Source organism: Streptomyces panaciradicis (genome assembly GCF_023516615.1).
GTDB lineage: Bacteria > Actinomycetota > Actinomycetes > Streptomycetales > Streptomycetaceae > Streptomyces > Streptomyces panaciradicis.
The window spans coordinates 93543-117223 of the sequence record NZ_JAMGBF010000001.1; the positions used below are offsets into that span (position 1 = coordinate 93543).

Consider the following 23681-nt stretch of genomic DNA (forward strand, 5'->3'; position numbering starts at 1 on the left):
TCAGGAGCCTCCATGTACGAACTCAGAAACGTCACCAAGCGCTACACCCGGGGCAAGGACACCGTCGACGCCCTCGACGGTGTGGACCTCTCCATCGCCGACGGGGACCGGCTGGTCATCCAGGGCCCCACCGGCGGCGGCAAGTCCACGCTGCTGCAGATGCTCGGCGGACTGGACCGGCCGACGTCCGGTGAGGTCAGCCTCGACGGCACCGACCTGGCCAAGCTCTCCGAGGCCCGGCTGACCAAGGTCCGCAGCGAGAACATCGGCTTCGTCTTCCAGAGCTTCAACCTGATCCCGACCCTCACCGCCCAGGAGAACGTCGAGACCGCCCTCGTACCGCTCGGGGTGAAGGTGCGGGACCGGCGCGAGCGGGCCGCCGAGGCGCTGCGGTCGGTCGGGCTCGGCGAGCGGCTCGGGCACCTGCCCTCCGAGATGTCCGGCGGACAGCAGCAGCGCGTCGCCATCGCCCGCGCCCTGGTCAAGCAGCCGAAGGTGCTCCTCGCCGACGAACCCACCGGCAACCTCGACGAGTCGATGCGCGACGAGATCATGGACGTACTGGAGCGCATGTGGAAGGAGCTGGGGCTGACCTTCATCATGGTCACCCATGACTCCGCGATCGCGCGGAAGGCCCCGCGCGTGGCGACGATCCGCAAGGGGAAGCTCACTGTCAAGGAGAACGCGGGAGCGTAACTCGACGACTGCGTAACGGAGTTGGGCCCGCCGCGTAACAGTCGCCACGGCCCTCTCTCACCTTTCTCTCACCTATTGAGGTGGCAGATCGCCCCCCGGCATACTCCGTGTCCCGGGGGGTGCGCACAGGCGTACGAGACCACCCCCGACCGGGTGAACGGGGATGTCGCCCGGAACCTCATCTCCAGGGGGAGACTTGCGCAGACAAGTGAAAAGAGCATGCGCGGCCACCGTCGCCACGGCGGCCGCGGTGGCCCTGGCGGCGGGAATGACCAGCCCGGCGTCGGCGAAGACGGAGCGGCCCTCGACCGCCCCGCAGACTCAGCTCACGTCCAAGCACCGCATCACCCTGATCACCGGCGACCGCGTCCTGGTCGACTCCAAGGGCCGGGTCGTCGGCCTGGAGCGGGCCAAGGGGCGCGAGCACATACCCGTCCAGATCCGCAAGGAGGCCGGGCACACGCTGGTCGTCCCGGCCGACGCGGTCCGGCTGGTCGCGGCCGGCAAGGTCGACCAGCGGCTGTTCGACATCACCGAACTCGGCAAGTCCGCGACCCGTAAGTCCCAGGCCAGGGGCCTGAAGGTCATCGTCGGCTACCAGGGCGCGGCCACGGCCGCCAAGGCCGGCGTGCGGGACGCGGGCACCCTGCGGCGCACCCTCAAGTCCCTCAACGCCGACGCCGTGCAGACGCCGCAGAAGCAGACGCCCGAGCTGTGGGACGCCGTCACCGACGGCGGCAAGGCGGCCTCCGGTATCGCGCACGTCTGGCTCGACGGCACCCGCAGGGCCAGCCTCGACAAGTCCGTGCCGCAGATCGGCGCCCCCAAGGCGTGGGCCAAGGGCTACACCGGCAAGGGCGTCAAGATCGCCGTCCTGGACACCGGTGTCGACGCCACCCACCCCGACCTGAAGACCCAGGTCATCGCGTCCAAGAACTTCTCCGCCGCGGCCGACGCCACCGACCACTTCGGGCACGGCACGCACGTCGCCTCGATCGCGGCCGGCACCGGCGCCAAGTCGGGCGGCAAGTACAAGGGCGTCGCCCCCGACGCCAAGATCCTCAACGGCAAGGTCCTCGACGACGAGGGCGGCGGCGACGACTCCGGCATCCTCGCCGGCATGGAGTGGGCGGCCGAGCAGGGCGCCGACGTCGTCAACCTCAGCCTCGGCGGCCAGGACACCCCCGGTATCGACCCGCTCGAGGCCGAGGTCAACAAGCTGTCCGAGGAGAAGGGCATCCTCTTCGCGATCGCCGCGGGCAACTCCGGTCCGGAGTCGGTCGGTTCACCCGGCAGCGCCGAGGACGCCCTCACCGTCGGCGCGGTCGACGGCAAGGACAAGCTGGCCGACTTCTCCTCCACCGGCCCCACCGTCGACGGCGCCCTCAAGCCCGACGTCACCGCCCCCGGCGTGGACATCACGGCCGCCGCGGCCAAGGGCAGCGTCATCGACCAGGAGGTCGGCGAGAACCCGCCCGGCTACCTCACCATCTCCGGTACGTCGATGGCGACCCCGCACGTCGCGGGCGCGGCGGCGATCCTCAAGCAGGAGCACCCCGACTGGAGATTCAGCGAGCTCAAGGGCGCGCTGACCGGCTCCGCGAAGGGCGGCAAGTACACGCCGTTCCAGCAGGGTTCGGGCCGTATCGCGGTCGACAGGGCCATCACCCAGTCCGTGATCGCCGACCCGGTGTCGGTGGGCTTCGGGGTGCAGCAGTGGCCGCACACCGACGACAAGCCGGTCACCAAGCAGCTGACCTACCGCAACCTCGGCACCAAGGACGTCACGCTGAGCCTCGCGGTCACCGCGACGAACCCCAAGGGCCAGGCGGCCCCCGCGGGCTTCTTCAAGCTCGGCGCGACCAAGGTCACCGTGCCCGCGGGCGGCAAGGCGTCGGTCGGCGTCACCGTGAACACCAAGCTGGGCGGCACGCTCGACGGCGCGTACTCGGCGTACGTGACGGCGAGCGGCGGCGGCCAGAGCGTCCGCACGGCCGCGGCCGTGCAGCGCGAGGTGGAGTCGTACGACGTCAGGATCAAGCACATCGGGCGGGACGGAAAGCCGACCGGCGACTACAACACCGTCCTGTTCGGCTACTCGGGTCTCGCCGAGGGCCGCGGCTACCAGGTGAGCGTCGACGCCTCCGGTACCACCACGATGCGCGTGCCCAAGGGCAAGTACCTGCTGGACGCCTGGATCGCCAAGGACTTCGTGACGTTCGAGGGCGGCGTCGACTGGCTGGTCCAGCCGAGCCTGAACGTCACCAAGGACACCTCGGTGACGATCGACGCCCGCAAGACCAAGGCGGCCGACATCACCGTCCCGGACGCGGGGGCCAAGCAACAGCTCGGCGTGATCGACTACTTCTACGACGCCGCCGGCATCGGCCTGGGTCTCGGCCTGCAGTCCTTCGCCGACGTGCGCATGGCGCCGCTCGGCGGCGAGGTCTCCGGCCTGCAGCAGACCTGGAGCGGCCAGTGGACCAAGGGCGCGGGCGCCGAGTACGACGCGGCCACCACCGCCAAGGTCAAGAAGATCACCGGCGACAAGGTCCGCCACTTCAAGGCCTCCGAGTTCGCCACGGTGAAGAACAACCTCGGCTCGGGCGCCCTCGGCAAGACCGGCGCGCTCACCCCGATCGGCGAGCTCCCCGGCGACGTGGTCATCGCCGGCCCCGTCGAGCAGACGCTGCCGGGCACCCGCACGATGTACGTCTCGACCGTCGACAAGATCAAGTGGTCGTTCGACTTCGAGCAGTACAAGGGCCACGACGCGGACGGCCTGCCGATCCCGGAGGCGTACTACACGCTCGGCCCCGCGCAGCTGTTCAAGGCCGGCCAGAAGTACGCGAAGACCTTCAACACCGCGGTCTTCGGCCCGCACCTGAGCGCCGACTTCGGGCTCTTCCGCTACGGCAACAGCATCTACGGCTTCGTGCCGCTGTTCACCGACGGGGCGGGCCACGCCGGTTCCTCGGACTTCACCTCGGTGAAGACCACCCTGTACCGCAACGGCACCGAGATCGGCTCGAACGACGACCCGCTGTTCGGCAACAAGGACTTCACGGTCCCGGCCGGGCAGGCCGACTACAAGCTGACCACGTCGGTCCGGCGCGCCGCCGGCGTCGCGGGTGCCTCCACCCGCGTCGACGCCAGCTTCACCTTCCGCTCCAAGAAGCCGGCCGCCGACGACGTGGCCACGCTGGCCGCCTCCACCGCCCGCTTCAAGGCGGTCACCGGCCTGGACAACAAGGTCGAGGCCGGCAAGACGGTCACCGTCCCGGTGGCGGTCGAGGGCGCGGCCAAGGGCCGCAACCTCAAGTCGCTGACGGTCTACGTGTCCTACGACTCCGGCAAGACCTGGAAGAAGGTCTCCGTGACCGGCGGCAAGATCAAGGTGAAGAACCCCGCCAAGGGCACGTCCGTCTCCTTCCGGGCGAACATCACCGACAAGAAGAACAACAAGTCGTCGGTGACGATCTACGACGCCTACTACGGCAAGTGAGCCGATAGCGAACGCCCGCCGGAGGTACCGCCTCCGGCGGGCGTTCGTGTTTCGGTGGGGGCATGACCACACAGACCGTCGAGTACATCCGCTACCGCATCCCGGAAGACCGCTCGGCGGAGTTCCTCGCCGCCTACACCCGGGCCGCCGCCGAACTGGCGGCCGCCCCGAGTTGCGTGGACTACGAACTCTCCCGCTGCGAGGACGACTTCGAGCACTACATCCTGCGCATCGTGTGGACCTCGACGCGGGACCACATGGAGGGCTTCCGTAACTCGGAGCTGTTCCCGGCCTTCCTCGCCGAGATCCGCCCGTACGTGGAGAACATCGAGGAGATGCGCCACTACAAGCCGACGGCGGTACGGGGCGCGGGCTCGTCGCTGCCGACGCCGTACGAGTGGGCGGGCGGCGCCCCCGCCTTCTCCCGCCTGACCTCGGTCTTCTACGACAAGGTGCTCAAGGACGACCTCCTCGCGCCGCTCTTCGCCGACCTGCCCCCCGACCACGCAGAACACGTCGCCCTCTGGCTCGGCGAGGTCTTCGGCGGCCCGCCCGCCTACTCCCTGAACCTGGGCGGCCACGGCCACATGGTCGCCAAGCACGTCGGCAAGCACATCACCGAGCCGCAGCGGCGGCGCTGGGTGAACCTCATCCAGGACGCGGCCGACGACGCGGGCCTGCCCACGGACGCCGAGTTCCGCTCGGCGTTCCTGGCCTACGTCGAGTGGGGCACCCGCCTCGCCGTGCACTTCTCCGCCCCCGACGCCGCACCACCGGCGCAGCAGCCGGTGCCGAAGTGGGGCTGGGGCGTGATGCCGCCGTACCGGGGGCAGTGACCTGCCCACCCGGGTCCGGCGTGGGCGGGACCGGTCACCGTTTGGGCGCCGCCGATCCCTTGCCCGCCCGGGTCGCGTCGGCGCCCCAGCTGGCCAGCAGGCGCAGTGCCTCCGCCGAGGGGGAGCCCGGTTCGGCGTGGTACGTGATCAGGGCCTGTCCGTCGTCGTCGGCCGGGCGGAACGACTCGAAGTTGAGGGTCAGATCGCCCACCAGGGGATGGTGCAGGTGCTTGAGGCCGTGCCCCTTCTCCTTCACGTCGTGCGTCGCCCACAGCCGCCGGAACTCCTCGCTCTTCACGGACAGCTCGCCGACCAGCGCCGACAGCCGCGGGTCGTCCGGGAAGCAGCCCGCCTCCATGCGCAGGAAGCTGACGATGTCGGACGCCTTCTGCTCCCACTCCACGAACAGCTCCCGGTGGGCCGGGTTGAGGAACACCAGCCGCGCCCAGTTGCGCTCCTGCACCGGCAGCTCGCCCCAGTCGCCGAACAGCGCCGCCGCCATCCGGTTCCAGGCGAGGATGTCCGAGTAGCGCCCCGTGACGTACGCCGGCACCCCGTCCAGGGTGTCCAGCAGCTGCCGCAGCGACCCGCGGACCGCCTGCGTCCGCGCGGCCGGCTTCTTCTTGTGCTGCTTCGGCTTCGCCAGGTGGGTGAGGTGGGAGTGCTCGGCGTCGGACAGCCGCAGCGCCCGGGCGATGGCGTCGAGGACCTCCGCCGAGACGTTGCGCCCGTTGCCCTGTTCCAGCCGGGTGTAGTACGCCACCGACACACCCGCCAGCTGCGCCAGCTCCTCGCGCCGGAGCCCCGGCACCCGCCGGTGCCGTCCGAAGTCCGGCAGCCCCACGTCCTCCGGCTTCAGCCGGGCCCGCCGGGTCCGCAGGAACTCGCTGAGCTCGGCGCGCCGGTCGAGGGCCCCGCCGGTCACGCCCGCGGGCTCCGGTACGGCGTCGTCGGGGTAGTCGTCCATACGTCAAGGATGCATGGTCGTACGCTCACCAGCCTGACCCCGCCAGTGGTAGGCACAGCGGACGTACGCAAAGGCGTGGCCTGGGTGAAGCCCGATCTTCGGGGCACGCTGGACTGCGTGCCCGGACGGACCGACAGCCGGAACGTCGGACAGAAGGCAGCCGGGCACGGACCCCCCGAGGAGATTTCGGCATGACCACCGTTGCCGCGTACGCCGCACCCGCCGCCAAGGCTCCCCTGGAGCGCACCACCATCGAGCGCCGCGAGGTCCGCGAGTTCGACGTCCTGATCGACATCAAGTTCGCCGGCATCTGCCACTCCGACATCCACCAGGCCCGCGAGGGCTGGGGCGAGGCGATCTTCCCGATGGTCCCCGGCCACGAGATCGCGGGCATCGTCTCCGAGGTCGGCCCCGGCGTCACCAAGTTCGCCGTCGGCGACCGCGTGGGCGTCGGCTGCCTGGTCGACTCCTGCCGTGAATGCGACAACTGCAAGGCCGGCCTGGAGCAGTACTGCACCGGCGGCGGCGTCGGCACGTACAACGCCGTCGGCAAGGACGGCGAGCCCACCTACGGCGGCTACTCCGAGAAGATCGTCGTCGACGAGAACTACGTCGTCCGCATCCCCGACGCCCTGTCCCTCGACGTGGCCGCCCCGCTGCTGTGCGCCGGCATCACCACGTACTCCCCGCTGCGCCACTGGAACGCCGGCCCCGGCAAGAAGGTCGCGATCCTCGGCATGGGCGGCCTCGGCCACATGGGCGTCAAGATCGCGCACGCGCTGGGCGCCGAGGTCACGGTGCTCTCGCAGTCCCTGCGCAAGAAGGAGGACGGCCTCAAGCTGGGCGCCGACCACTACTACGCGACCAGCGACGAGAACACCTTCAAGGACCTCAAGGGCACCTTCGACCTGATCCTCTCCACGGTCTCGGCCCCGCTGGACCTGGACGCCTACCTGTCGCTGCTGCGCACCGACGGCGCCTTCGTGAACGTCGGCGCGCCCGAGGAGCCCGTCAAGCTCAACCTGTTCTCGGTGATCGGCGGCCGCAAGACCCTCGCCGGCTCCGGCATCGGCGGCATCCGCGAGACCCAGGAGATGCTGGACTTCTGTGCGGAGCACGGCTTCGGCGCCGAGATCGAGCTGATCGGCGCCGACCAGATCAACGAGGCGTACGAGCGGGTGCTCTCCAGCGACGTCCGCTACCGCTTCGTGATCGACACGTCGACGATCTGACCGCGGTGCCCGTTCCCGTCCTCACCGCGGTGAGGACGGGAACGCGGTCTCAGCCCCGCAGACCCGTCAGCCCGTCGTAGGCGGACATGACGAGCTCCAGCCCCCGGTTGTCGGCGGCCGGTTCGCGCATCTGGTTGGTGACGTACGCGACCACCATCCGCGCCTCGGGCTCGATCATGACCAGCGAGCCGCCCCAGCCGCCCCACCCGTACGTACTGCCGAACAGGCCGTAGCCCAGCCCCCAGCGCACCGGCATCCCCAGCCGCAGGTCGTCCCCGCTGAACTGTTCCTCCCGGGCCCGCGCGCAGCCGGCCTCCGACAGCAGCCGCACCCCGCCCACGCTTCCCCCGCAGGCCGTCACCGACTGCACGAGGGCGACCGAACGGGCGTTGCCGAAGCCGCCGGCCGCCGGGATCAGCGCGCGCCGCCAGGCCACGCTGTTGCCGTCGCGGACCCGCAGGGCGGTCCCGGGAGCGGCCTCGTTGCCCGGCGCGCTCGCCGTGTAGTCCTCGTCCCGCCCCGGCGGCGGGACGGTGAGCGCGAGGCGCCCGTCGTGCTCGGCGCCCAGGCCCAGATGGAAGTCGGCGCCCAGCGGCCCGGCGACCTCCTCGGCGAAGAACTCGCCCACACTGCGCCCGCTGACCCGCCACACCACCTCGCCGACGAGGAACCCCTGGGTGAGCGAGTGGTACCCGGCCGCGGTGCCCGGCTCCCACTGCGGGGCCGACGCGGCGAGACGTGCCGTGGCGGCCGCCCAGTCGTACAGCTCCTCCACCGGACCGTCCCAGTCGGGCAGCCCCGCGGTGTGCGACAGCAGATGCCGCACCAGCACCCTCTCCTTGCCGAGCGCGGCGAACTCCGGCCAGTAGCGGGCCACGGGCGCGTCCAGGTCGAGCTCGCCCCGGTCGGCCAGGATCAGCGCGCACAGCGCCGTCATCGTCTTGGTCACGGAGTAGACGCCGACGAGCGTGTCCCGCTGCCAGGGCACCGTACGGCCGGCGTCGGCGAAGCCGCCCCACACGTCCACGACGGGCTCCCCGTCCACGAACACCGCCACCGAGCCTCCGACGTCCCCGCCGTCCAGCAACTCCGCCAGCGCCTGCGGCACGGCGGTGAACAGGTCGTCGTACGAGCCCTGGATGTCAGCCATGGGTGGCATTACCCCGCAGACGCCCCGCGGGGGGCAACCGAATTAGCCGACGGCGCGGCCCGGGTCCACAGGGAGACGTCACTGCTCGTCGCCACGGCGAGGGTCTGCCCGGAGGGCGAGAAGCCCGCCGCCCTGCGTTCTGAGTGGCTGGACCGGGCTCACCCAGGGGAATTGTCACGGCCCTCGGGCTGGTCGGCGGTGCGGTGGTACGAGCGCCAGATCAGGCGGTGCACGCGGGTCCAGCGGGGGATGGAGCGGAGGCCGGGGATGAAGGGGAGCAGCATCAGGCCCAGGCTGAGCAGGGCCATCAGACCCCAGATGAGGGCGTCGGCGTTGCCGGACGACTTGAACGGCTCGATCTGGTACCAGAACGTGTAGAGCCACAGCCAGGCCTGGCCCGGGTAGTCGCCCGTCTCGTTCATCATGCCCCACTGGTCCCCGCCCAGGTGCTGGGCGCGGGCGAGGGTCTCCAGGTAGGAGCCGTCGGAGAGGAACAGCAGGGGGCGGGTGTAGTCGGTCTCGTAGAACTTCCCCTCCGCCTGCAGCTGCCCGTCCAGGGCACCCGACCTGGCCATGTCGAGAAGCCGTGCGACGAGGACCGGGACCGGGCCGAAGCCGCCGCCCGTGACCTTCGCGGGATCGCCGCCGGGGGCCTTGGCCAGCGCGTCGGAGTAGGCCTTGGTCCACGCCTGCTGCCGGGCGGCCGGAGCCGCGGCCCAGGCGGCGAGCGCGACGCGGACGACGGGCGGCTGGGGAGCGTCGGCGAGCGGACGCAGGACGAAGTCCTCGGCGGTGTCGATCGGGATGCGGACCCCGGCGGCGCTCTGCAGCCCGAGCGGACCGAGTTTCTGCGCGGCGCCGGGCGTGTGGTTGTACGGCGGCCCGTACTCGGCCGTCCCGCTGGTGCCGCCGAGTTCGGCGGCCGCCGTCGCCGTGAAGTCCGCGCCGTCCGCCCGCGACCAGGAGGCCAGGGTCACCGGCCGGTCGTCGGGCGAGGAGAAGACGGCGGCCAGGGCGGCGGTCAGGAGCGCGACCACGACCAGGGCGATCGTGAACTCCTTGACCAGGTCGTACGACCGGGTGGGGAAGGCGGCCGGGTCCGGCACCGCGGCCCTCTCGCGTCGACGGCGCGTCACGGTGCCTCCCCCTCGGCGGGCAGGGGCGCGGACGCGGCCGGCGAACCGTGCGCCGGGTCGGCCGCCCCGATCGGCGGCACGATCCCGCGCAGCCGTACCAGCAGGATGTGCCAGGCCGTGAGCAGACCGAGGACGAACGGCAGCAGCACGATGTGCCACATGAGCATCTGCCCGAAGTCCAGCACGTTGAAGAAGGCGCCGATACCGACCGAGTTGAGGCCGTCCTTGGCCTGCCCGGCGATCCACTGGGAGTCGAAGTTCTGCTGCACGAGGTAGCCGGTGAAGGCGGTGCCGATGGAGGTGAGGAAGCACACCACGCCCGTGATCCAGGTCAGGGCCCGCCGGCCGCGCCAGGCGGCCATGAAGAACTTGCCCCACAGATGGATGACCATGAAGAACATGAACAGCTCCACGCTCCACAGGTGGAGGCTGTTCACGTACTTGCCGGCATCGGAGACGTGCCACCACGCGGGGCCCTTCAGCGCGAGCACCCCGCCGGTGGCCAGCACCACGACCAGGGAGCTCAGGGTGAGGACGCCGAAGACGTAGATCCACGAGGCCATGTAGGCGGGCTGCGTGTCCGGCAGCAGCTTGTCCGGGGGCAGGGCCGCGACCGCGCGCCGCCGCACCGCTCCCGTCCAGCCGCGCGAGGCCGGCTCGTGCGGCGCGGTCATCTGCGGCCGCCGGGGAACGGCAGCAGCAGGGCGAGGACGAAGACGACCACCATCACCCCGATGACCACCAGGTTCGCGACCGAGAGCTGGATCACGCCCCAGTGCACGTAGTGCCCGGTCCCGTTCAGGTCCACCGGCGCGGCCAGCGCGTGGCCCCTCGGCATTCCCGTGACTGCCATCATCGACCTCCCGTCCTTCCCGGTGCCGCCGACCACAAGCCAAGCGCCTCGGAGAGCGGAGGGCATCCGGGCCGGGGCGGCAGTGGGCCGAACGGGGCAACGGGAGCAGGGTTTCCTGCACCCGGGCCGCCGTACCGGACGGTCGCCGTGCCTCAGGTGACCAGGCCGTGGCGGTAGGCGTAGACGACGGCCTGGACGCGGTCGCGGAGCTGGAGCTTGGCGAGGATGCGCGACACGAACGTCTTGACGGTCTCCTGGCTGATCACGAGCGCCGCGGCGATCTCGCTGTTGGACAGGCCGTCCGCGATGAGGCGCAGAACCTCCAGCTCACGGGGGGTCAGCGGAAGGTCCTGCGGCGCGCCGCCCCCGGCGGGCCGGATCCGGGCGGCGTACCGGCCCACGAGCTGGCGCGTCACCTCGGGGTCCAGCAGCGCCGCGCCCGAGGCGACGGTCCGGATGCCGTGCAGCAGCCGGTCCGGCGGCGCGTCCTTCAGCAGGAACCCGCTCGCCCCGGCGCGCAGCGCCTCGTAGACGTACTCGTCGAGGTTGAACGTGGTCACCACGAGCACCTTCACCGGATGCGGCACCCCGGCACCGGCCAGCAGACGGGTGGCCTCCAGGCCGTCGAGCACCGGCATGCGGATGTCCATCACCACGACGTCCGGACGCAGCCGGCCGGCGAGTTCGACCGCGGCCCGCCCGTCCCCGCACTCGCCCGCGACCTCCAGGTCGGGCTGGGCGTCGATGATCGTCACCAGGCCGGTACGGATCAGCATCTGGTCGTCGCAGACCAGCACCCGGATCGGTACGGTCACGCCGTGCTCCCCGCAGGTATCCGGGCCCGTACGACGAAGCCGCCGCCCGCGCTCCGGTCCGCGCTGAAGTCGCCGCCCAGGATGCCGACCCGCTCGCGCAGGCCCGCCAGGCCCCGCCCGCTGCCGCCGGGGGAGGCGGTCCCCGAGCCGGAGCCGTCCGTGCTGACCTCCACGGTGATCTCCCGTTCCCCGTGCCGCACCTGGACCGAAGTCCGGCTGCCGTGGGCGTACTTGAGGGCGTTCGTCAGGGACTCCTGCACCACCCGGTAGGCCACCAGGTCGGCGCTGCCGGTCGACTCGGCCGGCGTGCCCTCCTCGGTGAACTCCACCGGCTGACCGGCCCGGCGCGTCTGCTCCACGAGGGTCAGCAGCCTGCCGACCGCCGGCGTCCTGGGCTCGGCCGTGTCCGCCGCCGTCCCGGTGCCGTGGTCGGGGTTGAGCAGATCGAGCAGGTGCCGCAGGTCGGTGATGGCCCGCCGCCCGGTGTCCGTGACGGCGGTCAGCGCCTGGTCGAGCCGGTCGGGCGCGGCGGTCAGATAGCGCGCCGCCTCGGCCTGCACCACCATCGCCGTCACGTGGTGGGTCACCACGTCGTGCAACTCCCGCGCGATACGAGTTCGTTCGGCGGTGCGGGTGTCCTCGGCGACGCGCCGCCTGCGGTCCGCCTCGGCGGCCCGGGTGGAGCGCAGCCACGCCCCGGCGCCCCACGCCAGGGCCAGCGCCAGGTAGAACGTCACGAACTCCTCCGGCGACTCGCCCGTGCCGAGCCGGGAGAGCGCCACCGCCAGCGGCACGTACGCCGCGGAGAGGACGAGAACGCAGGTCCGCCGGTGCCGTTCCAGATGGGACCCCGCGCTCAGCAGCGCGATGGGCAGCGCGGTCGTCGCGAACGCGTGGTAGCCGCGCAGCTGGTCGACGGCGAACCCGCACGTCACCAGGGCGAGGGTGACGGCCGGCCAACGCCGCCGCCCGACGAGCGGAAGGCATTCCAGCAGGATCGCCGCGACGGCCAGTGCGTCCGTGGGGCGGGTCGGCACTCCGCCGATCACCGTGCCGTTGCCGTGCAGCGCCGGCAGGAACGAGCCGATGAGGAACAGCAGCCCGAGCGGGAGGTCCCGTACCGTGACGTCCAGCCGGCGCCATACCTGGCCGGCCTGCTGTGGGGTCATCACCGGGCGAGTGTAGCCAGGGCGTCGACGCGCTCGGCCCGCCGTCGGGGTACCAGGTGGCCGCGCCGGCGGGCCAGCCGCAGGAACACGATCGTCACCAGCACGCCGAACAGCATCGAGTACAGGCTCGCCTCCGGGCCGAACTCCCCGCCCGTGATCAGCGTCGAGCCCGACGTCGAGGCGTCCAGCAGGCCGTGCGTGGCGCCGTTGCCGGAGACCTCGGTGCCGAAGATGCCGGACTCCGCGAAGTTCCAGCCGAAGTGCAGGCCGATCGGCAGCCACAGGCTGCGCGTGGCGGCGTACGCGGCGCCGAGCATCCCACCGGCCTCGATCGCGATGGCGACGGCACCCAGCAGGGTGGCGTGCTCGTTGAACAGATGCATCGCGCCGAACAGCACGCTGGACAGCGCCAGTGCCGCGTACGTGCCCAGTCGCCGCTCCACCAGCCGGAAGAGCAGGCCGCGGAACATCAGCTCCTCCGTCACGGCGGCGGCGGCCATGAAGCCGACCAGTCCGATCGCGCCCGTCAGCGAGCCGAAGCCGTGGACGTCGTAGTCCCCGAGGAAGGCGATGTTCGCGATGACGCACCCGAACATCGCGACGCCCACGACCGTGCCCCGGAACAGCGACCCCCGGGCGCCCTCCCGGGCCAGCTCCGTCACCGGACGCCCCTCGGTGCGGCCCACGACCCACCGGTAGACGAACACCGACGCGACGGCCGTCAGGCCGCCCAGCAGCAGCGACAGCCACGGGCTGTCCTGCACGGCGGTGACCGCCTGACCGCCGATCGCGCCGACCGCCACCACGGCCAGTACCTGCCACACCAGTTTCATGACGACTCCTCTTCCGCACCCGCGACCGGAGCGCCGCGGCTGCTGAAGACGCTATGGATCCGCGCCCCGGGAATCGTCACCTCACGGTGGACACCTGCACGTAGCTCCCACGGGGGACAACACCCGTGCCGTACCACTTGCTTCACGACCCGTGCCGTACCGCTCTCGTCACGTCTCGACGCCCGGGCGTGCAACTGTTCGGGGCCGGCGGGAGTCTAGGGACCGAAGCGATGTTTCCCGGGAGAACACCCTCCGTTCGCCCGTACTCCCCCAGAGGTCCTTCATGCCGATGCCCCGATCCGACCGCCGCGTCTCGCATGCCGCGCGCGCTTCCCGTGCCGCTGTCGCCGCCCTCGGCGCCGCCGGCCTGATCGCGCTGGCCGCGGCTCCCGCCGCGTTCGCCGACGACGCCGAGCCCGACCTGGTCGTCAGCGGTGTCAAGCCGGTCGCCGGGCTGAAGCCGGGAGGCACCTTCGACGTGCCGGCCGTCGTCGCGAACAAGGGCACCGCCACCGCCGGGAAGGTGTGGATCACCTACGGCGTCACCCGGGGCCTCGACTTCGCGGAGGTCCCCTCCAACTGCTGGACCCAGCACGTCAGGTCGTACGACGAGATGCCCGAGCGGTGGACCGCGGTCTGCGAGTACGACCGGTCGGTGCAGCCGGGTGTCCTCTACACCCCCGAGACGCCGCTCCGCGTCAAGGCACTGGACCGCGCGCTCGACGACCAGCTGCGCGTGAAGGTCGACTGGAACGCCCCGTCGCCGGACGAGAACGGCGAGGACCCGGTCCCGGGAACCGCACCGGCGGTGAAACTGGCCGAGACCCACACCGGCGTCGCCGGGTCCAAGCGCATCGTCGACGTGCCGGTCACCACCGTCAACACGGCCGACTTCCAGGTCACGGGCGCCGCGTTGCAGGGGAGCGTCGGCGAAACGGTGCCGATGAAGCTGCGGTTCACCAACGCCGGGCCCGCCTGGGTCATGTCCACGACCGTGAAAGTCGTGGTCACACCGCCCGCCGGGACGTCGGTCGTCAAGGTCGCCTCCTTCTGCAGGGCCGACGGGCACGCCTACTCCTGCGGCATGCGTCAGCCGGCCTACAACGAGGGCGGCCACGAGAACTACACCTTCCAGCTGAGGATCGACAAGCGCGTGCCGCAGGCCAAGGGCTCGGTGGCGCTGAGCACCGAGCCGCGGCCGTTCGACCCCGACAAGACCAACGACAAGGCCGACATCACGCTCGACGTCCCGGGCGGGGACCCGACCGGCACACCGAGCGGCCCGACGGACAGCCCGACGGCCGCCCCCACCAGCGGCTCGACCGGTGGCTCGACCAGCGGTTCGACCGGTGGCTCGGCCGGTGGCTCCGCCGGAGCGACGGGCGGGTCGTCGACGCCCGCCGACGACGGTACGACGCCGCCTGACGGCAACCTGGCGGCGACCGGTTCCCCCGCGCTGCCGATCGCGGGCGCGGCGGCCGCGGCGATGGCCGCGGGCGTGGGCACGCTCGTCCTCGTGCGCCGCCGCCGCAACCAGAACCCGAGCTGACGACGCCCGACCGGCGCGGTTCTCAGAGCAGGCTCTCGTCGCGCACGACAAAGTCCTCCCCCAGCTCGCGACGCAGCACGTCCAACGTGCCGAGCGCCTGCTGCTTGAACCGCCGGGACTCCTCGTCGGACCACGGTGACGGGTTCGGCGGGTAGTCCCAGTCGATCGACGACTGGTACCACTCGCTCAACCTGGCCAGCTCGTCCCGCGTCTCCCGGCTGATCGGGAGGCGCGCGAGATCACAGGGGTAGCCGTACGGACTGGCCATGTCCTGCGGCCACAGAGGGGTGTCGACGCCGGCCTCGAAGAAGAAACGCAGGTAGTGGACCACACCGGACCCTCTCACAGGGGTCGCGGCGTGGCCCTGTTTGCGGGGGGCGCTCAGGCCGCGGGACTGTTATGTGCGAACGGGCTCCTTCTTCCTCCCGCGCTCGCCGCTGAACGCCTCCTTGCGCAGGAGATCCAGGAAGCTCGGGGTGTCCTGCGTCGTCCGTACGTCGACGAAGGCGCGCACATGCCGGTCCTCGACCGCCTGTCGCAGCAACGCGTGCGCGAGGTCGGCCCGGGCGGTGTACCGGCCGGGGAGGCGTTCCGTGCCGACCCGGTAGTCGCTGACGCCCTCCCTGTCGAACAGACCACCGGGACGGACGACCGTCCAGTCGAGGTCGGTCGCGCGGACGATCTCCTCCATGCGCCGCATGTCGTCGTACACGGTGCGCCCCATGAAACGCACGACGGACGGCTCCAGCACCTTGCGGAACAGGAAACCCTCGCCGGGCGCCGCCGTACCGAAGAGCACGGCCGAGGTCACGCCGACGAAGCGCCGGACGCCGTGCTCGGCCATGGCGCGGGCGATGTGGCCGACGCCGACGGAGTACACGGCGACGGGGCTTCGGCCGAAGGGAACTCCGAGAACCGAGATCACGGCGTCCTGCCCGGCCACCGCACCATCTACCGCACCGGGATCAAGCACATCGGCCCCGACCACGCGCACGCGCGGATTCTTCATCGGAAAACTTTCAGGGGCGCGCGTGACGGCGGTGACGGCGTGCCCTTCCGCCCGCGCCTGCTCGACGGCCAGCCGCCCGGTCGGTCCGTTCGCCCCGAAGATGACGATGTTCACTGGGTCTCTCCCTCTGCAGTCGTGTCTGCCGACAAGAGGGCCGGGACGGGCCGCAGTGTGACGTGGGGGAGCGGTTCCCAGGACGGAAGTCGCCGCTCATCTCCGGGCCGAGGCCATGCCGATCGGGCACTGCCCGGTCACCGGTGCGGGTGGGGCAGCAGTTCGCCCTGCGTGGGGTAGGGCGTCTCCTTCGGCAGCAGGCCGCTCGCCGTGTCCAGGTCGCCGCTGGTGACGAGCGCGAGGTCGGGGTGCAGACCCCGTACGTAACTCGACTGGCACGCGTTGCGCAGCGCCCACTCGAAGCCGTCGCGGGCGATCTCGACGGCGAGCACCGTCTCCTGCCCCGGCTTCGTGGCCCAGCCGCAGCGATACATCATCCACAGGAACGACGGCCTGTCTCCGCCCTGGACGGTGCCGGATCGAAGATCGCAGACCTTCGGCGTCTCGACTGTGGGAGCGACGAGCGAGTCGGCCCGGGCCGCCACGGTCGCCCCCACGAGCAGGTGTCAGGACGGTGAGCTGGTTGCCGGCCGATCTGCGGGAGGGGTGTTGCCGGGAATAGCCTGGAGAGGAGCTGCACCGGGATGGCGCGGACCCTGTGAAGGGGAGGTAGAGCCATGTCCTGGAATCTGAACGGCACATATCTGGAGAGCTGCAACTGCAACGTGGTGTGCCCCTGCACCACCTCGGGCCTCACCGCACCGGCCGACCACGAGCGCTGCCAGGTGACCTTGGCGTTCCACGTGGACAGCGGGAGCGTGGACGGCGTGGACGTCTCCGGCCGAAGCGTCGCCGTTTTCATCGACGCGCCCCGCGTGATGGCCGACGGTGGCTGGCAGGTGGCGCTGTACCTCGATGCTTCGGCTGACGACGGCCAGGCGGAGGCGCTGGGCAAGGTCTTCTCCGGCCAGGCCGGCGGGCCGATGGCGGCGCTCACCCCGCTCATCGGCGAGGTCCTCGGGATGGAGCGCGCTCCCATCGACTACCGCGACGACGGCCGCCGCCACGCCGCGCGGGTGGGCGACACCATCGACATCGAGATCGAGGACCAGGTCGCCCCTCAGTACGGCGAGGACGGTCCGGTCATGAGCCTGACCGGCATGTTCCACCCGGCGAACAGCACGCTGACCATTGCCCGGTCCACCCGGGCGACGGGTGACGGCGTGTACGGCCGTTCCTGGGACTTCTCCGGCGGCAACGGACACTCGGCGCCCTTCACGTGGTCCGCGTGACCGGTCGGCCGGTCACCCTCCGCCGCGGGGCGAGTCCGGCCGGACTGCTGCTGGTCGCGGCGGCCGCCGCCTGGGTCTGGGTGGTGACACGCTGGGGCGGCATGGAGGCGATGCCGGGCACCATGGGCCTGGGCCTGCCCGCTTTCCTGGCCGTGTGGACGCTGATGATGGCTGCGATGATGCTGCCCGCCACGGCGCCCGTCGGCGCGCTGTACGCACGCACCATCACCGTGCACCGAGCGCCGCGCATGGTCGTCTTCACGGTCGGCTACCTGCTTGTCTGGGCCGCGGTCGGGCTGCCGGCGTACGGGCTGGCCGCCGGCCTGGGCCGAGTGGAGAGCCTCCCCGCGTCGGCGGGGACCGCGGTGGCCGCGACGGTGTTCGCGGTCAACGGTGTCTACCAGCTCACCCCCCTCAAAGACCGCTGCCTGGCGAGGTGCCGCTCGCCGATCGCGCTGATGCTGCGCTACGCCTCGTACGCAGGGCCCTCGCGCGATCTGCGCGCGGGAGCCCACCACGGGGCCTTCTGCCTGGGCTGCTGCTGGTCGCTGATGGTGCTGCTCGCGGCGTTCGGCGTGATGAACCTGTGGGCCATGGTGGCTCTGACCGCCGTGATCACCACCGAGAAGCTGGCTCCGGCCGGCCGTCTGGTGGCCCGGGTCGTGGGGATCGCCTCGATCGCCCTGGCCGTCGCCGTCTTCTGGTTCCCGGAGCTGGCTCCTGGCCTCACCGGTGGCGGTATGGCCAGGATGTGAGGGCGGGCAAGTGCCCGCGCAAGATTCCGCGCCGGGCGGGCACATGAAGGTCCGGCTCACGGGGCCGCAGAAGATCCTGTTCCGCCACGGTGAACCCTCAACTCGGACGGGTGGTGCTGCTAGCTGGAGGCTGGCGAATTGACTGCCCGTCTTACTACCGGACTTCAGTCGAGACCGGGTCGAGGAAGAAGACGCACTGGTCGGCGTTGAAGTCGCCCACCTTGGCGACGAAACGGAACCTGTCGCCGGCGCCGAGGGTGGCGGGGATCTTCTTTCCGGTCAGATGTAGGTCAAGGGTGTTGACGTCTTCGTATTTGAAGGCAGGACCCACAGCCGTACTCGGTCCCTTGTCGCCTGGGCCGAGGAGGAAGTCGTAGCGGGTGTCGTGGTCACCGTGGTGCGCCGCGCTAACGATCGAACCATTGAACGCGACCGTCTCGCCCTTGTGCCTGGTCGCGAAGTTCACATCGGCGTCGTCGCACGAGTCCGCCTTCAGCAGTGCCGCGAATTCCGAGCTGTTCCGAGGAGTGATCACTTTAGGGGTGGCTGACTCGGCAGCAGCCGGAGCCGGCGTAGCGGAAGATCTCTCGCTCGCCCTGGCCGTCGACTTGTCTGACTCATCCTCCCTGGCGCCTCCGCCGCTGAATGCCGAGGCAATACCGATGACGGCGGCCAGGATCACGAGGATGGCGGCGGCCGCGCCGATCAGGAGCCACGGCTGTGGCTTCTTCGGCCGACGGAAGTCGAGAGTGGAGCGGAGCGTGCCCTGGGCCTCTTCCACGAGCTCCCAGCCGTCCTTCTGCATCTTCGAGATCACCAAGCCGTTGGTGCCGCGAACTGCCCGCACAGTCTTGTACTCGTACTTGATCTCGTCGGTCATGCGGCTTCGCGTCCCCCAGATGACTGCTCATACCAACGGCCTCGCGAGCATAAGGGACTCCGCACGGAACTCGGCACCATCTGCATTGCCTTCGGCCCGTGTTCGATCCGGACCACGGCTTGCCGTGCTCAGCGTGCCCTGTTCGTGGCCCGGCGGTGCCGTGCGGCGTCAGCTGCGTCGCTGCCACCAGCGCCGTTTCTGCTCGCCTGCCCGAGAGCCGGTTCCGGGGGCTGGCGTGCTGTTCGACGGGATGGCTTTCAGGGCGGCGCGGATGCGGTCGAAGGCGGCAACGGTGTGGTGTGCGTCGGTGGTGAGTGCCACTCCGACGCACACCAGCTTGAAACTGTCCCCGCCGAGGGATGCACCAATGAACACCGGCGCGCCCACGCACCCTTGTGGCACGTCTCCGATCCACCGGATGCCGCCGTCGCCAGAGCGCTTGATCCGGCCGATCACGACGGCCTGCTCCCGGGAACCGTCCCCGTCATTGACGTGACCCAGCAGATAGGCCGGGACCGGCGACCCACCGATGCCGGCGATGTCCTGTTCCGTAGCCGCGATGCCGTCGGTGATCTCGTCGGTGGTCCAGTGCCAGCCCTTGCGGGCGCCGTGCGCGTGCAGCCCGGTGGAGGACATGACCGCCACCCCCAGATCGCCGAGATGGGTCCACCCCTCCGCGAACTCGAGCATCATCAGCTTCTCAGCGCTCATCACGGGTGCGCACAGTGCAGGGCGCAGGGTGAACTCAGCCATCTCCACTCGCGCCGGCTCACTGGCGGTCACGAGGTACTGCCAGATGACCTCACCTTCGGAGGTCGTCTCCACCAGTTCGTTGAACCAGAAGGCCGTCGCGTGCTGTTCCTCCCGGTGTGCCCGCTGGAAGGGAAGCGTCGAGCGACCGACGTGATCGACTATCGCGTCGATGATTGCGCTGGTGTGGTCGGGCAGGTCAGACATGGATCGAGAGGCTAACGCACGGTCGGAGCCGGCTGCGGGGCAGCATGGCAGGGCCCATCGACGCGCCCTCCGACTCGCTCTTCGACGTCGTAGACGGGCAAGGGCCTGTCAACGCGGCTCGATGATCCACGTGAAGCCTTGCTTACAGACTGTTTGGGCTTCAATCGGGGAGCGGCCCAGAGCACTCCAGCTCAGGGTCAGCGCTGATCACGGATCTCCCAGCCGGGCGGCGTCTTGGGCAGGCTGATGAGGGCATCGATCCCTAGATGTTCCAGGAGGAGAGCTTTGAGCCCGCGGCCATCGATGAGTTCCATGCGGCCGGTGCGGTAGGCGAAGTCTTTGCTGGCTTTCCCGAACCACGCAGTGGTGACGATGATCCCCTTCGCTGCGGCTTTGTCGTGCATGACGCCGGCCAGAGCGCGCACCGTATCGGCCGGTACGGCGTTGCGGGTGCGCTTCGCCTGGATGATGCACAGCCCGCCCACGATGGGGTCCTCGTTGGTGGCGACGGCATCGATGCCGTCGTCGCGGGAGGCCTGAGTCACCCAGGCCTTGAGGCCGATGGCCTCGAACAGCCGTCGCACGAGGTGCTCGAATGCGATCGGGTCGAGTTCCATGAGGTCGGGGCGGTTGTCGAGTCCGGAGACGACGTCCATGTCCGGCCCCCACTTGTACTTCGTCAGATCGAAGGTGACGACGGGCCGTACGGGTTCGAGATCGTAGGGATGCTGAGAGACGACAGCATTGAGGTGCCGCAAGCATTCGACCGGGTCGAGCTCAGGCTCATCCAGAACCAGGTCGTTCACGGTCTCCCGGGTCGCCCGCACGCTGATGAGGCAAGGGCGGATTGCTTTGCCGGTGGCGCGATTCTTCGCGTTCACATGACCGTTGAAAGCGACAACGTCGACCAAGGCTGCCGGGGTCAGCGTGAGCACTTCATTGATGGCGCGTAGGGCCAGGCGAGCGATCAGCAGCCGATACATCTGTTTGATCTCGGCCTCTTTGCGCGGCTGGACAGCCACTGCCGGTGGAGCTGACGCCTTGTACCGGTAAGAAGCAGCGGTGGGCACGACCGACTGTCCCGGGAGATCCACCTCCAAGAGCAGTTCCCGTGTCTCTGGGACGAACGCGCATCGCCACGAACCGCGCAGGCCCGCAGGGTACGCAGCCTCGATCAACGCAACCTCTACCGCGTTGGTGAGTGCCTCGGGGTCACCCTCAAGCAACGCGGCTTCTACCTGTTTCCGCAGCGCGAGCGACGGTGCGGGCGGGAAAGACAGAACGGAGTTCAGCTCCCCGACCCTCAGCTGTAGGTCTGACGTTCGCTGCTCGGCCTCGGCTCGCATCTCCTGGGCGGCCTGCTGCTTGGCAAGGCGCTCCTGGTGAGCTGCTTGCCGCTGCGCCGCCTTCTTCTTCGCCTCAGCCTGCCGGGCTCGCTCTGCTTCTCGCTTGGCCAAACCACGCTCGACCTGCTCAGCGGCTCGCGCTTGCGCCAAGCGCTCACGCTCTGCGGCCTTCTGCGCCTGGGTCCACGCCTGCGCCTGCTCCCGCTCCTGACGCGCGCGTTCCCGCTCCCGTCGTTTCCGCTCCTGCTCGGCCGCGCGTGCCGCCCGCTGCGCCAGCTGCTGTTGGCGCTTGGCCTCGACTTCCTTGGCCTTTTGCGCATCCCGGTAGGCCTGGACCAACTGTGACGTCAGCGACTTTTTGCGTGCCATCGTTCCCCCCACCCCCATGGCTCAGCAGAGAAACATCCCCAAGTGCGTGTCTGTCCACGTCACAGCCGCGAAAGTTGGCTCGATCCGTGCTCGATCCGAACGGTCTGCACAGCGGCTGACCTGTCCCCGAGCGGGGGTGGATCGTCGTGTTCCCCTCTCTGCGACGTACAGGAGTCCGCCAACGCGGCTTGATGACCCACGTCAAGCCGGCTCATGAACATCTTTGAAGATGGGTCACATCCCCGTGGCCGACGGCAAGGCAACGCAATGCGCCATACCTGGGACCTCGTAGCCTGCGACTGGTGGCCAAAGAGGATCAGCAGACCGACGACCTCAACTCCCAGGTCCCGGCTGATTGTCAGTCGCCACTACCACGGTTGTGGTCGGCGCTGCGAGTCCAGAGGGACAGATCGCTGCTCGTCGCTACGGCAAGGGTCTGTCCGGAGGGCGAGAATCCAGCGGCACGGAGCTCGGAGTAGTGGGAGTCGAAGATGTGCCACCAGCGCTCTCCGTGAGGGCCGGAGTGCGGCAGACCGCCGTCGCGAGAGAGCAGAACACGCTCGTTCGGCCAAGCCGGAGCAACGACCTCCAGCTTCCAACCATCTCCGCTGACGGTGTGCAGTTCTCCGCCGAAAAGCCCGGCGACGCGCACCCTGCTTCCGGCAACCGGTCCCAACCCAGGACACCACTGAGCTGGATCCGCGTCACGGTTGCCGTCCTTGGCGTCCGGGTCACGATCCCGCGCGATCTTCTCCCCCGTGACGGCATCAAAGAGCCCGTGACCGTCGTGCGAGACGACCATCACCAAGTCCTGGCCGGCGCTGGGGTGCGAGACAAAGCCGATACCGAGCAGCCCACCGACCGGGGCGTACGCGATGCGGCGCCAGGGCTCGGGGGTCTCTACCACGGGGCTGCGAGGAGCCTCTCCCGCATCGCCCGCTGGTAGGCGGAAAGCTTCGACTCAGGGCTTGGCTGCTCGACGGTAGGTTCGTTCTTCGTCCACTTCTTCACGCAGCCATGATCCAGGCTTCGACGGGTGCACCCAACGACGTTGATGCAGGCCAGTGGCAGCGACGTGCCCCTAGGGTCTATGGACGCGGTTGATGACCCACGTCATCCTGTCCCGCTTCCACACGGCGGGAAACCGGCCGTCGCGTGCGGCGGGCAGACCGATGTCCGCGGAGTACGCCTGGTAGACGGTGATCGTGGATTCCGAGTGGGCCGCACGGATCCTGTACTGCGGTTCTTCCAGGGCGTACAGCGTGCGGTGGGCGGGTTCGGGCGGCCACTGATTTCGGCGGCAGCCAGCGCGGTGTCGCTGGAAGCTCAACCGGGTGCGACCGCATAGCGGGCCATGACGTCGACGAGCAGCTCGACGCGGATGCGGGTGCGGCTGTCCACCGTTCCCCGGACGCTCACCGACACCTCGCCGCCGCCCACGGATCGGGCGATGTGGAGATCCACGCGGGTGCGCCCGACGAGGGGGTAGGTGTACCAGGCCGAGCGAGGTTGCTCGTCGTCGGTGTGGGGGAGTGCCGTGTCGATGGCCAGCCAGTCGCTGTCGTCGAAGTCGTACCCCACCTCTGCCGCCAGTGACTCGCAGAAGGCGCGCAGGTTGGTCTCCCGGATCCAGCCTTCCGCGACGGTCCTGTCGCCGGGCGCCGCGGCCGGGGAGTCCGGCTTGTCGAGGTCCTCGTACAAGGCGTCCAGCACCCGATGCGTCGGCTCACCGGCGGGTGTTGTCTCCATGAGGACCCACCCGGGCATCTGCTGACGGAGTTCGGTGGGCAGGTCGTCGCTGTTCGGATCCGCGAGTCGGTACAGGACGCTGAACACGGTCTCGCGTGCGACGGCGCGGGCGATCCGCGTTGTCTCCGCCACGGGATCGGCGAGACGGGCTCCCTCCGCCTTCATCCCGTCGCGAAGGGAGTCGACCGCGGCGGCGTCCCAGGCCTCGATGTCCCGGGACAGCGCCCGAAGGAGCCGGTACCGGGCCAGTTGAGGAAGGTTCTCCCCGACCTCCGACTCGGCCCAGCCTTCGGGATCCTCGGCGCCGAGAGCGGCGAGAGCGGCGAGCAGACGTCTGAGCCTGTCGACGTCGGCCACCCCGGATCAGCCGTCCGCCGAGACCGGGTCGAGGCAGAAGACGCACTGGTCGGCGTTGAACTCGCCTGCCTCGGCGACGAATCGGAAGTTGTGGCCTGCGCCGACGATGCTCATGGACGTAGGTGAACCTCACGTCTTCCTCAGGAAATGTGAGGAAGACGGTAGCCCATCC

The 23681-nt window shown here is 70.1% G+C and carries 24 protein-coding genes and 1 pseudogene; 7 read left to right on the forward strand and 18 right to left on the reverse strand.

All coding sequences use genetic code 11. From position 1 onward, the window contains the following. Positions 1-12 precede the first annotated feature (12 nt). From M8J74_RS00465 to M8J74_RS00475, 3 genes are all read left to right on the forward strand, one after another. Positions 13-696 carry an ABC transporter ATP-binding protein gene (locus tag M8J74_RS00465; protein WP_249834472.1) on the forward strand — a complete coding sequence of 228 codons (684 nt, stop codon included), beginning with the start codon at positions 13-15 and terminating at the stop codon, positions 694-696. A gap of 208 nt (positions 697-904) precedes the next feature. Further along, entirely contained in the window at positions 905-4201 is a 3297-nt protein-coding gene (locus M8J74_RS00470) for a S8 family peptidase (protein ID WP_249834473.1), read from the forward strand. A gap of 62 nt (positions 4202-4263) precedes the next feature. Continuing rightward, positions 4264-5037, forward strand: a complete 774-nt coding sequence (locus M8J74_RS00475; RefSeq protein WP_249834474.1) for a group II truncated hemoglobin — start codon at positions 4264-4266, stop codon at positions 5035-5037. A gap of 34 nt (positions 5038-5071) precedes the next feature. Here the strand turns inward: M8J74_RS00475 and M8J74_RS00480 are convergent, their stop codons facing one another. Continuing rightward, positions 5072-6004 carry a helix-turn-helix domain-containing protein gene (locus M8J74_RS00480; protein ID WP_249834475.1) on the reverse strand — a complete coding sequence of 311 codons (933 nt, stop codon included), beginning with the start codon at positions 6002-6004 and terminating at the stop codon, positions 5072-5074. 191 nt (positions 6005-6195) lie between these two features. On the opposite strand from M8J74_RS00480, the gene M8J74_RS00485 reads away from it, so the two are divergent. Then, a complete protein-coding gene (locus tag M8J74_RS00485) occupies positions 6196-7236 on the forward strand; it encodes an NAD(P)-dependent alcohol dehydrogenase (RefSeq protein ID WP_249834476.1) in 1041 nt (346 codons plus the stop codon). Positions 7237-7285: 49 nt separating this feature from the next. Here the strand turns inward: M8J74_RS00485 and M8J74_RS00490 are convergent, their stop codons facing one another. The 7 genes from M8J74_RS00490 to M8J74_RS00520 form a co-directional block, all read right to left on the reverse strand. Continuing rightward, positions 7286-8386: a serine hydrolase domain-containing protein gene (locus tag M8J74_RS00490; protein WP_249834477.1), complete on the reverse strand. Its 1101-nt coding sequence runs from the start codon at positions 8384-8386 to the stop codon at positions 7286-7288. Positions 8387-8544: 158 nt separating this feature from the next. Continuing rightward, positions 8545-9522 (reverse strand): hypothetical protein, encoded by a 978-nt coding sequence (locus M8J74_RS00495; protein ID WP_249834478.1) that lies wholly within the window; start codon positions 9520-9522, stop codon positions 8545-8547. Beyond that, positions 9519-10196: a cytochrome b N-terminal domain-containing protein gene (locus tag M8J74_RS00500; RefSeq protein ID WP_249834479.1), complete on the reverse strand. Its 678-nt coding sequence runs from the start codon at positions 10194-10196 to the stop codon at positions 9519-9521. The genes M8J74_RS00495 and M8J74_RS00500 overlap by 4 nt, the downstream gene beginning before the upstream one ends. After that, positions 10193-10378, reverse strand: coding sequence for a hypothetical protein (locus M8J74_RS00505; RefSeq protein ID WP_159104183.1), 186 nt, complete (start codon positions 10376-10378; stop codon positions 10193-10195). Before M8J74_RS00505 ends, M8J74_RS00500 begins: the two co-directional genes overlap by 4 nt. A 149-nt stretch (positions 10379-10527) precedes the next feature. Continuing rightward, positions 10528-11190, reverse strand: a complete 663-nt coding sequence (locus M8J74_RS00510; RefSeq protein ID WP_249834480.1) for a response regulator — start codon at positions 11188-11190, stop codon at positions 10528-10530. Further along, complete coding sequence (locus M8J74_RS00515) at positions 11187-12359, reverse strand: sensor histidine kinase (RefSeq protein WP_283947603.1); 1173 nt, start codon at positions 12357-12359, stop codon at positions 11187-11189. The genes M8J74_RS00510 and M8J74_RS00515 overlap by 4 nt, the downstream gene beginning before the upstream one ends. Next, on the reverse strand, positions 12359-13192 hold the full coding sequence (locus M8J74_RS00520; RefSeq protein WP_249834482.1) for a CPBP family intramembrane glutamic endopeptidase: 834 nt from the start codon (positions 13190-13192) through the stop codon (positions 12359-12361). Before M8J74_RS00520 ends, M8J74_RS00515 begins: the two co-directional genes overlap by 1 nt. Positions 13193-13481: 289 nt before the next feature. Between M8J74_RS00520 and M8J74_RS00525 the strand changes: the two genes are divergently transcribed. After that, complete coding sequence (locus tag M8J74_RS00525; protein WP_249834483.1) at positions 13482-14741, forward strand: hypothetical protein; 1260 nt, start codon at positions 13482-13484, stop codon at positions 14739-14741. Between the two features lie 22 nt (positions 14742-14763). Here the strand turns inward: M8J74_RS00525 and M8J74_RS00530 are convergent, their stop codons facing one another. From M8J74_RS00530 to M8J74_RS00540, 3 genes are all read right to left on the reverse strand, one after another. Continuing rightward, positions 14764-15072 (reverse strand): immunity protein CdiI family protein, encoded by a 309-nt coding sequence (locus M8J74_RS00530; protein ID WP_249834484.1) that lies wholly within the window; start codon positions 15070-15072, stop codon positions 14764-14766. Between the two features lie 66 nt (positions 15073-15138). Further along, positions 15139-15864 carry an NAD(P)-dependent oxidoreductase gene (locus tag M8J74_RS00535; protein ID WP_249834485.1) on the reverse strand — a complete coding sequence of 242 codons (726 nt, stop codon included), beginning with the start codon at positions 15862-15864 and terminating at the stop codon, positions 15139-15141. Positions 15865-16001: 137 nt separating this feature from the next. Next, on the reverse strand, positions 16002-16361 hold the full coding sequence (locus tag M8J74_RS00540; RefSeq protein ID WP_249834486.1) for a DUF4291 family protein: 360 nt from the start codon (positions 16359-16361) through the stop codon (positions 16002-16004). Positions 16362-16481: 120 nt separating this feature from the next. On the opposite strand from M8J74_RS00540, the gene M8J74_RS00545 reads away from it, so the two are divergent. Both M8J74_RS00545 and M8J74_RS00550 read left to right on the forward strand, forming a co-directional pair. Beyond that, the gene (locus M8J74_RS00545) at positions 16482-17096 is read left to right on the forward strand and encodes a DUF1326 domain-containing protein (RefSeq protein WP_249834487.1); all 615 of its coding nucleotides are present in this window, start codon (positions 16482-16484) and stop codon (positions 17094-17096) included. Beyond that, entirely contained in the window at positions 17093-17851 is a 759-nt protein-coding gene (locus M8J74_RS00550; RefSeq protein ID WP_249834488.1) for a DUF2182 domain-containing protein, read from the forward strand. The genes M8J74_RS00545 and M8J74_RS00550 overlap by 4 nt, the downstream gene beginning before the upstream one ends. Positions 17852-18005: 154 nt before the next feature. Here the strand turns inward: M8J74_RS00550 and M8J74_RS00555 are convergent, their stop codons facing one another. From M8J74_RS00555 to M8J74_RS00585, 7 genes and pseudogenes are all read right to left on the reverse strand, one after another. Next, positions 18006-18731, reverse strand: a complete 726-nt coding sequence (locus M8J74_RS00555) for a DUF4839 domain-containing protein (RefSeq protein WP_249834489.1) — start codon at positions 18729-18731, stop codon at positions 18006-18008. Between the two features lie 168 nt (positions 18732-18899). Then, on the reverse strand, positions 18900-19688 hold the full coding sequence (locus M8J74_RS00560) for a hypothetical protein (RefSeq protein WP_249834490.1): 789 nt from the start codon (positions 19686-19688) through the stop codon (positions 18900-18902). Positions 19689-19885: 197 nt separating this feature from the next. After that, positions 19886-21403 carry a restriction endonuclease gene (locus M8J74_RS00565; protein WP_249834491.1) on the reverse strand — a complete coding sequence of 506 codons (1518 nt, stop codon included), beginning with the start codon at positions 21401-21403 and terminating at the stop codon, positions 19886-19888. A 358-nt stretch (positions 21404-21761) separates the two neighbouring features. Continuing rightward, positions 21762-22336, reverse strand: a pseudogene (locus M8J74_RS00570) (hypothetical protein). Between the two features lie 148 nt (positions 22337-22484). Beyond that, positions 22485-22733 (reverse strand): DUF4291 family protein, encoded by a 249-nt coding sequence (locus M8J74_RS00575; protein WP_249834492.1) that lies wholly within the window; start codon positions 22731-22733, stop codon positions 22485-22487. Continuing rightward, positions 22730-23509, reverse strand: a complete 780-nt coding sequence (locus M8J74_RS44770; RefSeq protein ID WP_308405989.1) for a hypothetical protein — start codon at positions 23507-23509, stop codon at positions 22730-22732. The genes M8J74_RS00575 and M8J74_RS44770 overlap by 4 nt, the downstream gene beginning before the upstream one ends. A gap of 6 nt (positions 23510-23515) precedes the next feature. After that, entirely contained in the window at positions 23516-23623 is a 108-nt protein-coding gene (locus tag M8J74_RS00585; protein WP_249834493.1) for a DUF4839 domain-containing protein, read from the reverse strand. Between the last annotated feature and the right edge of the window lie 58 nt (positions 23624-23681).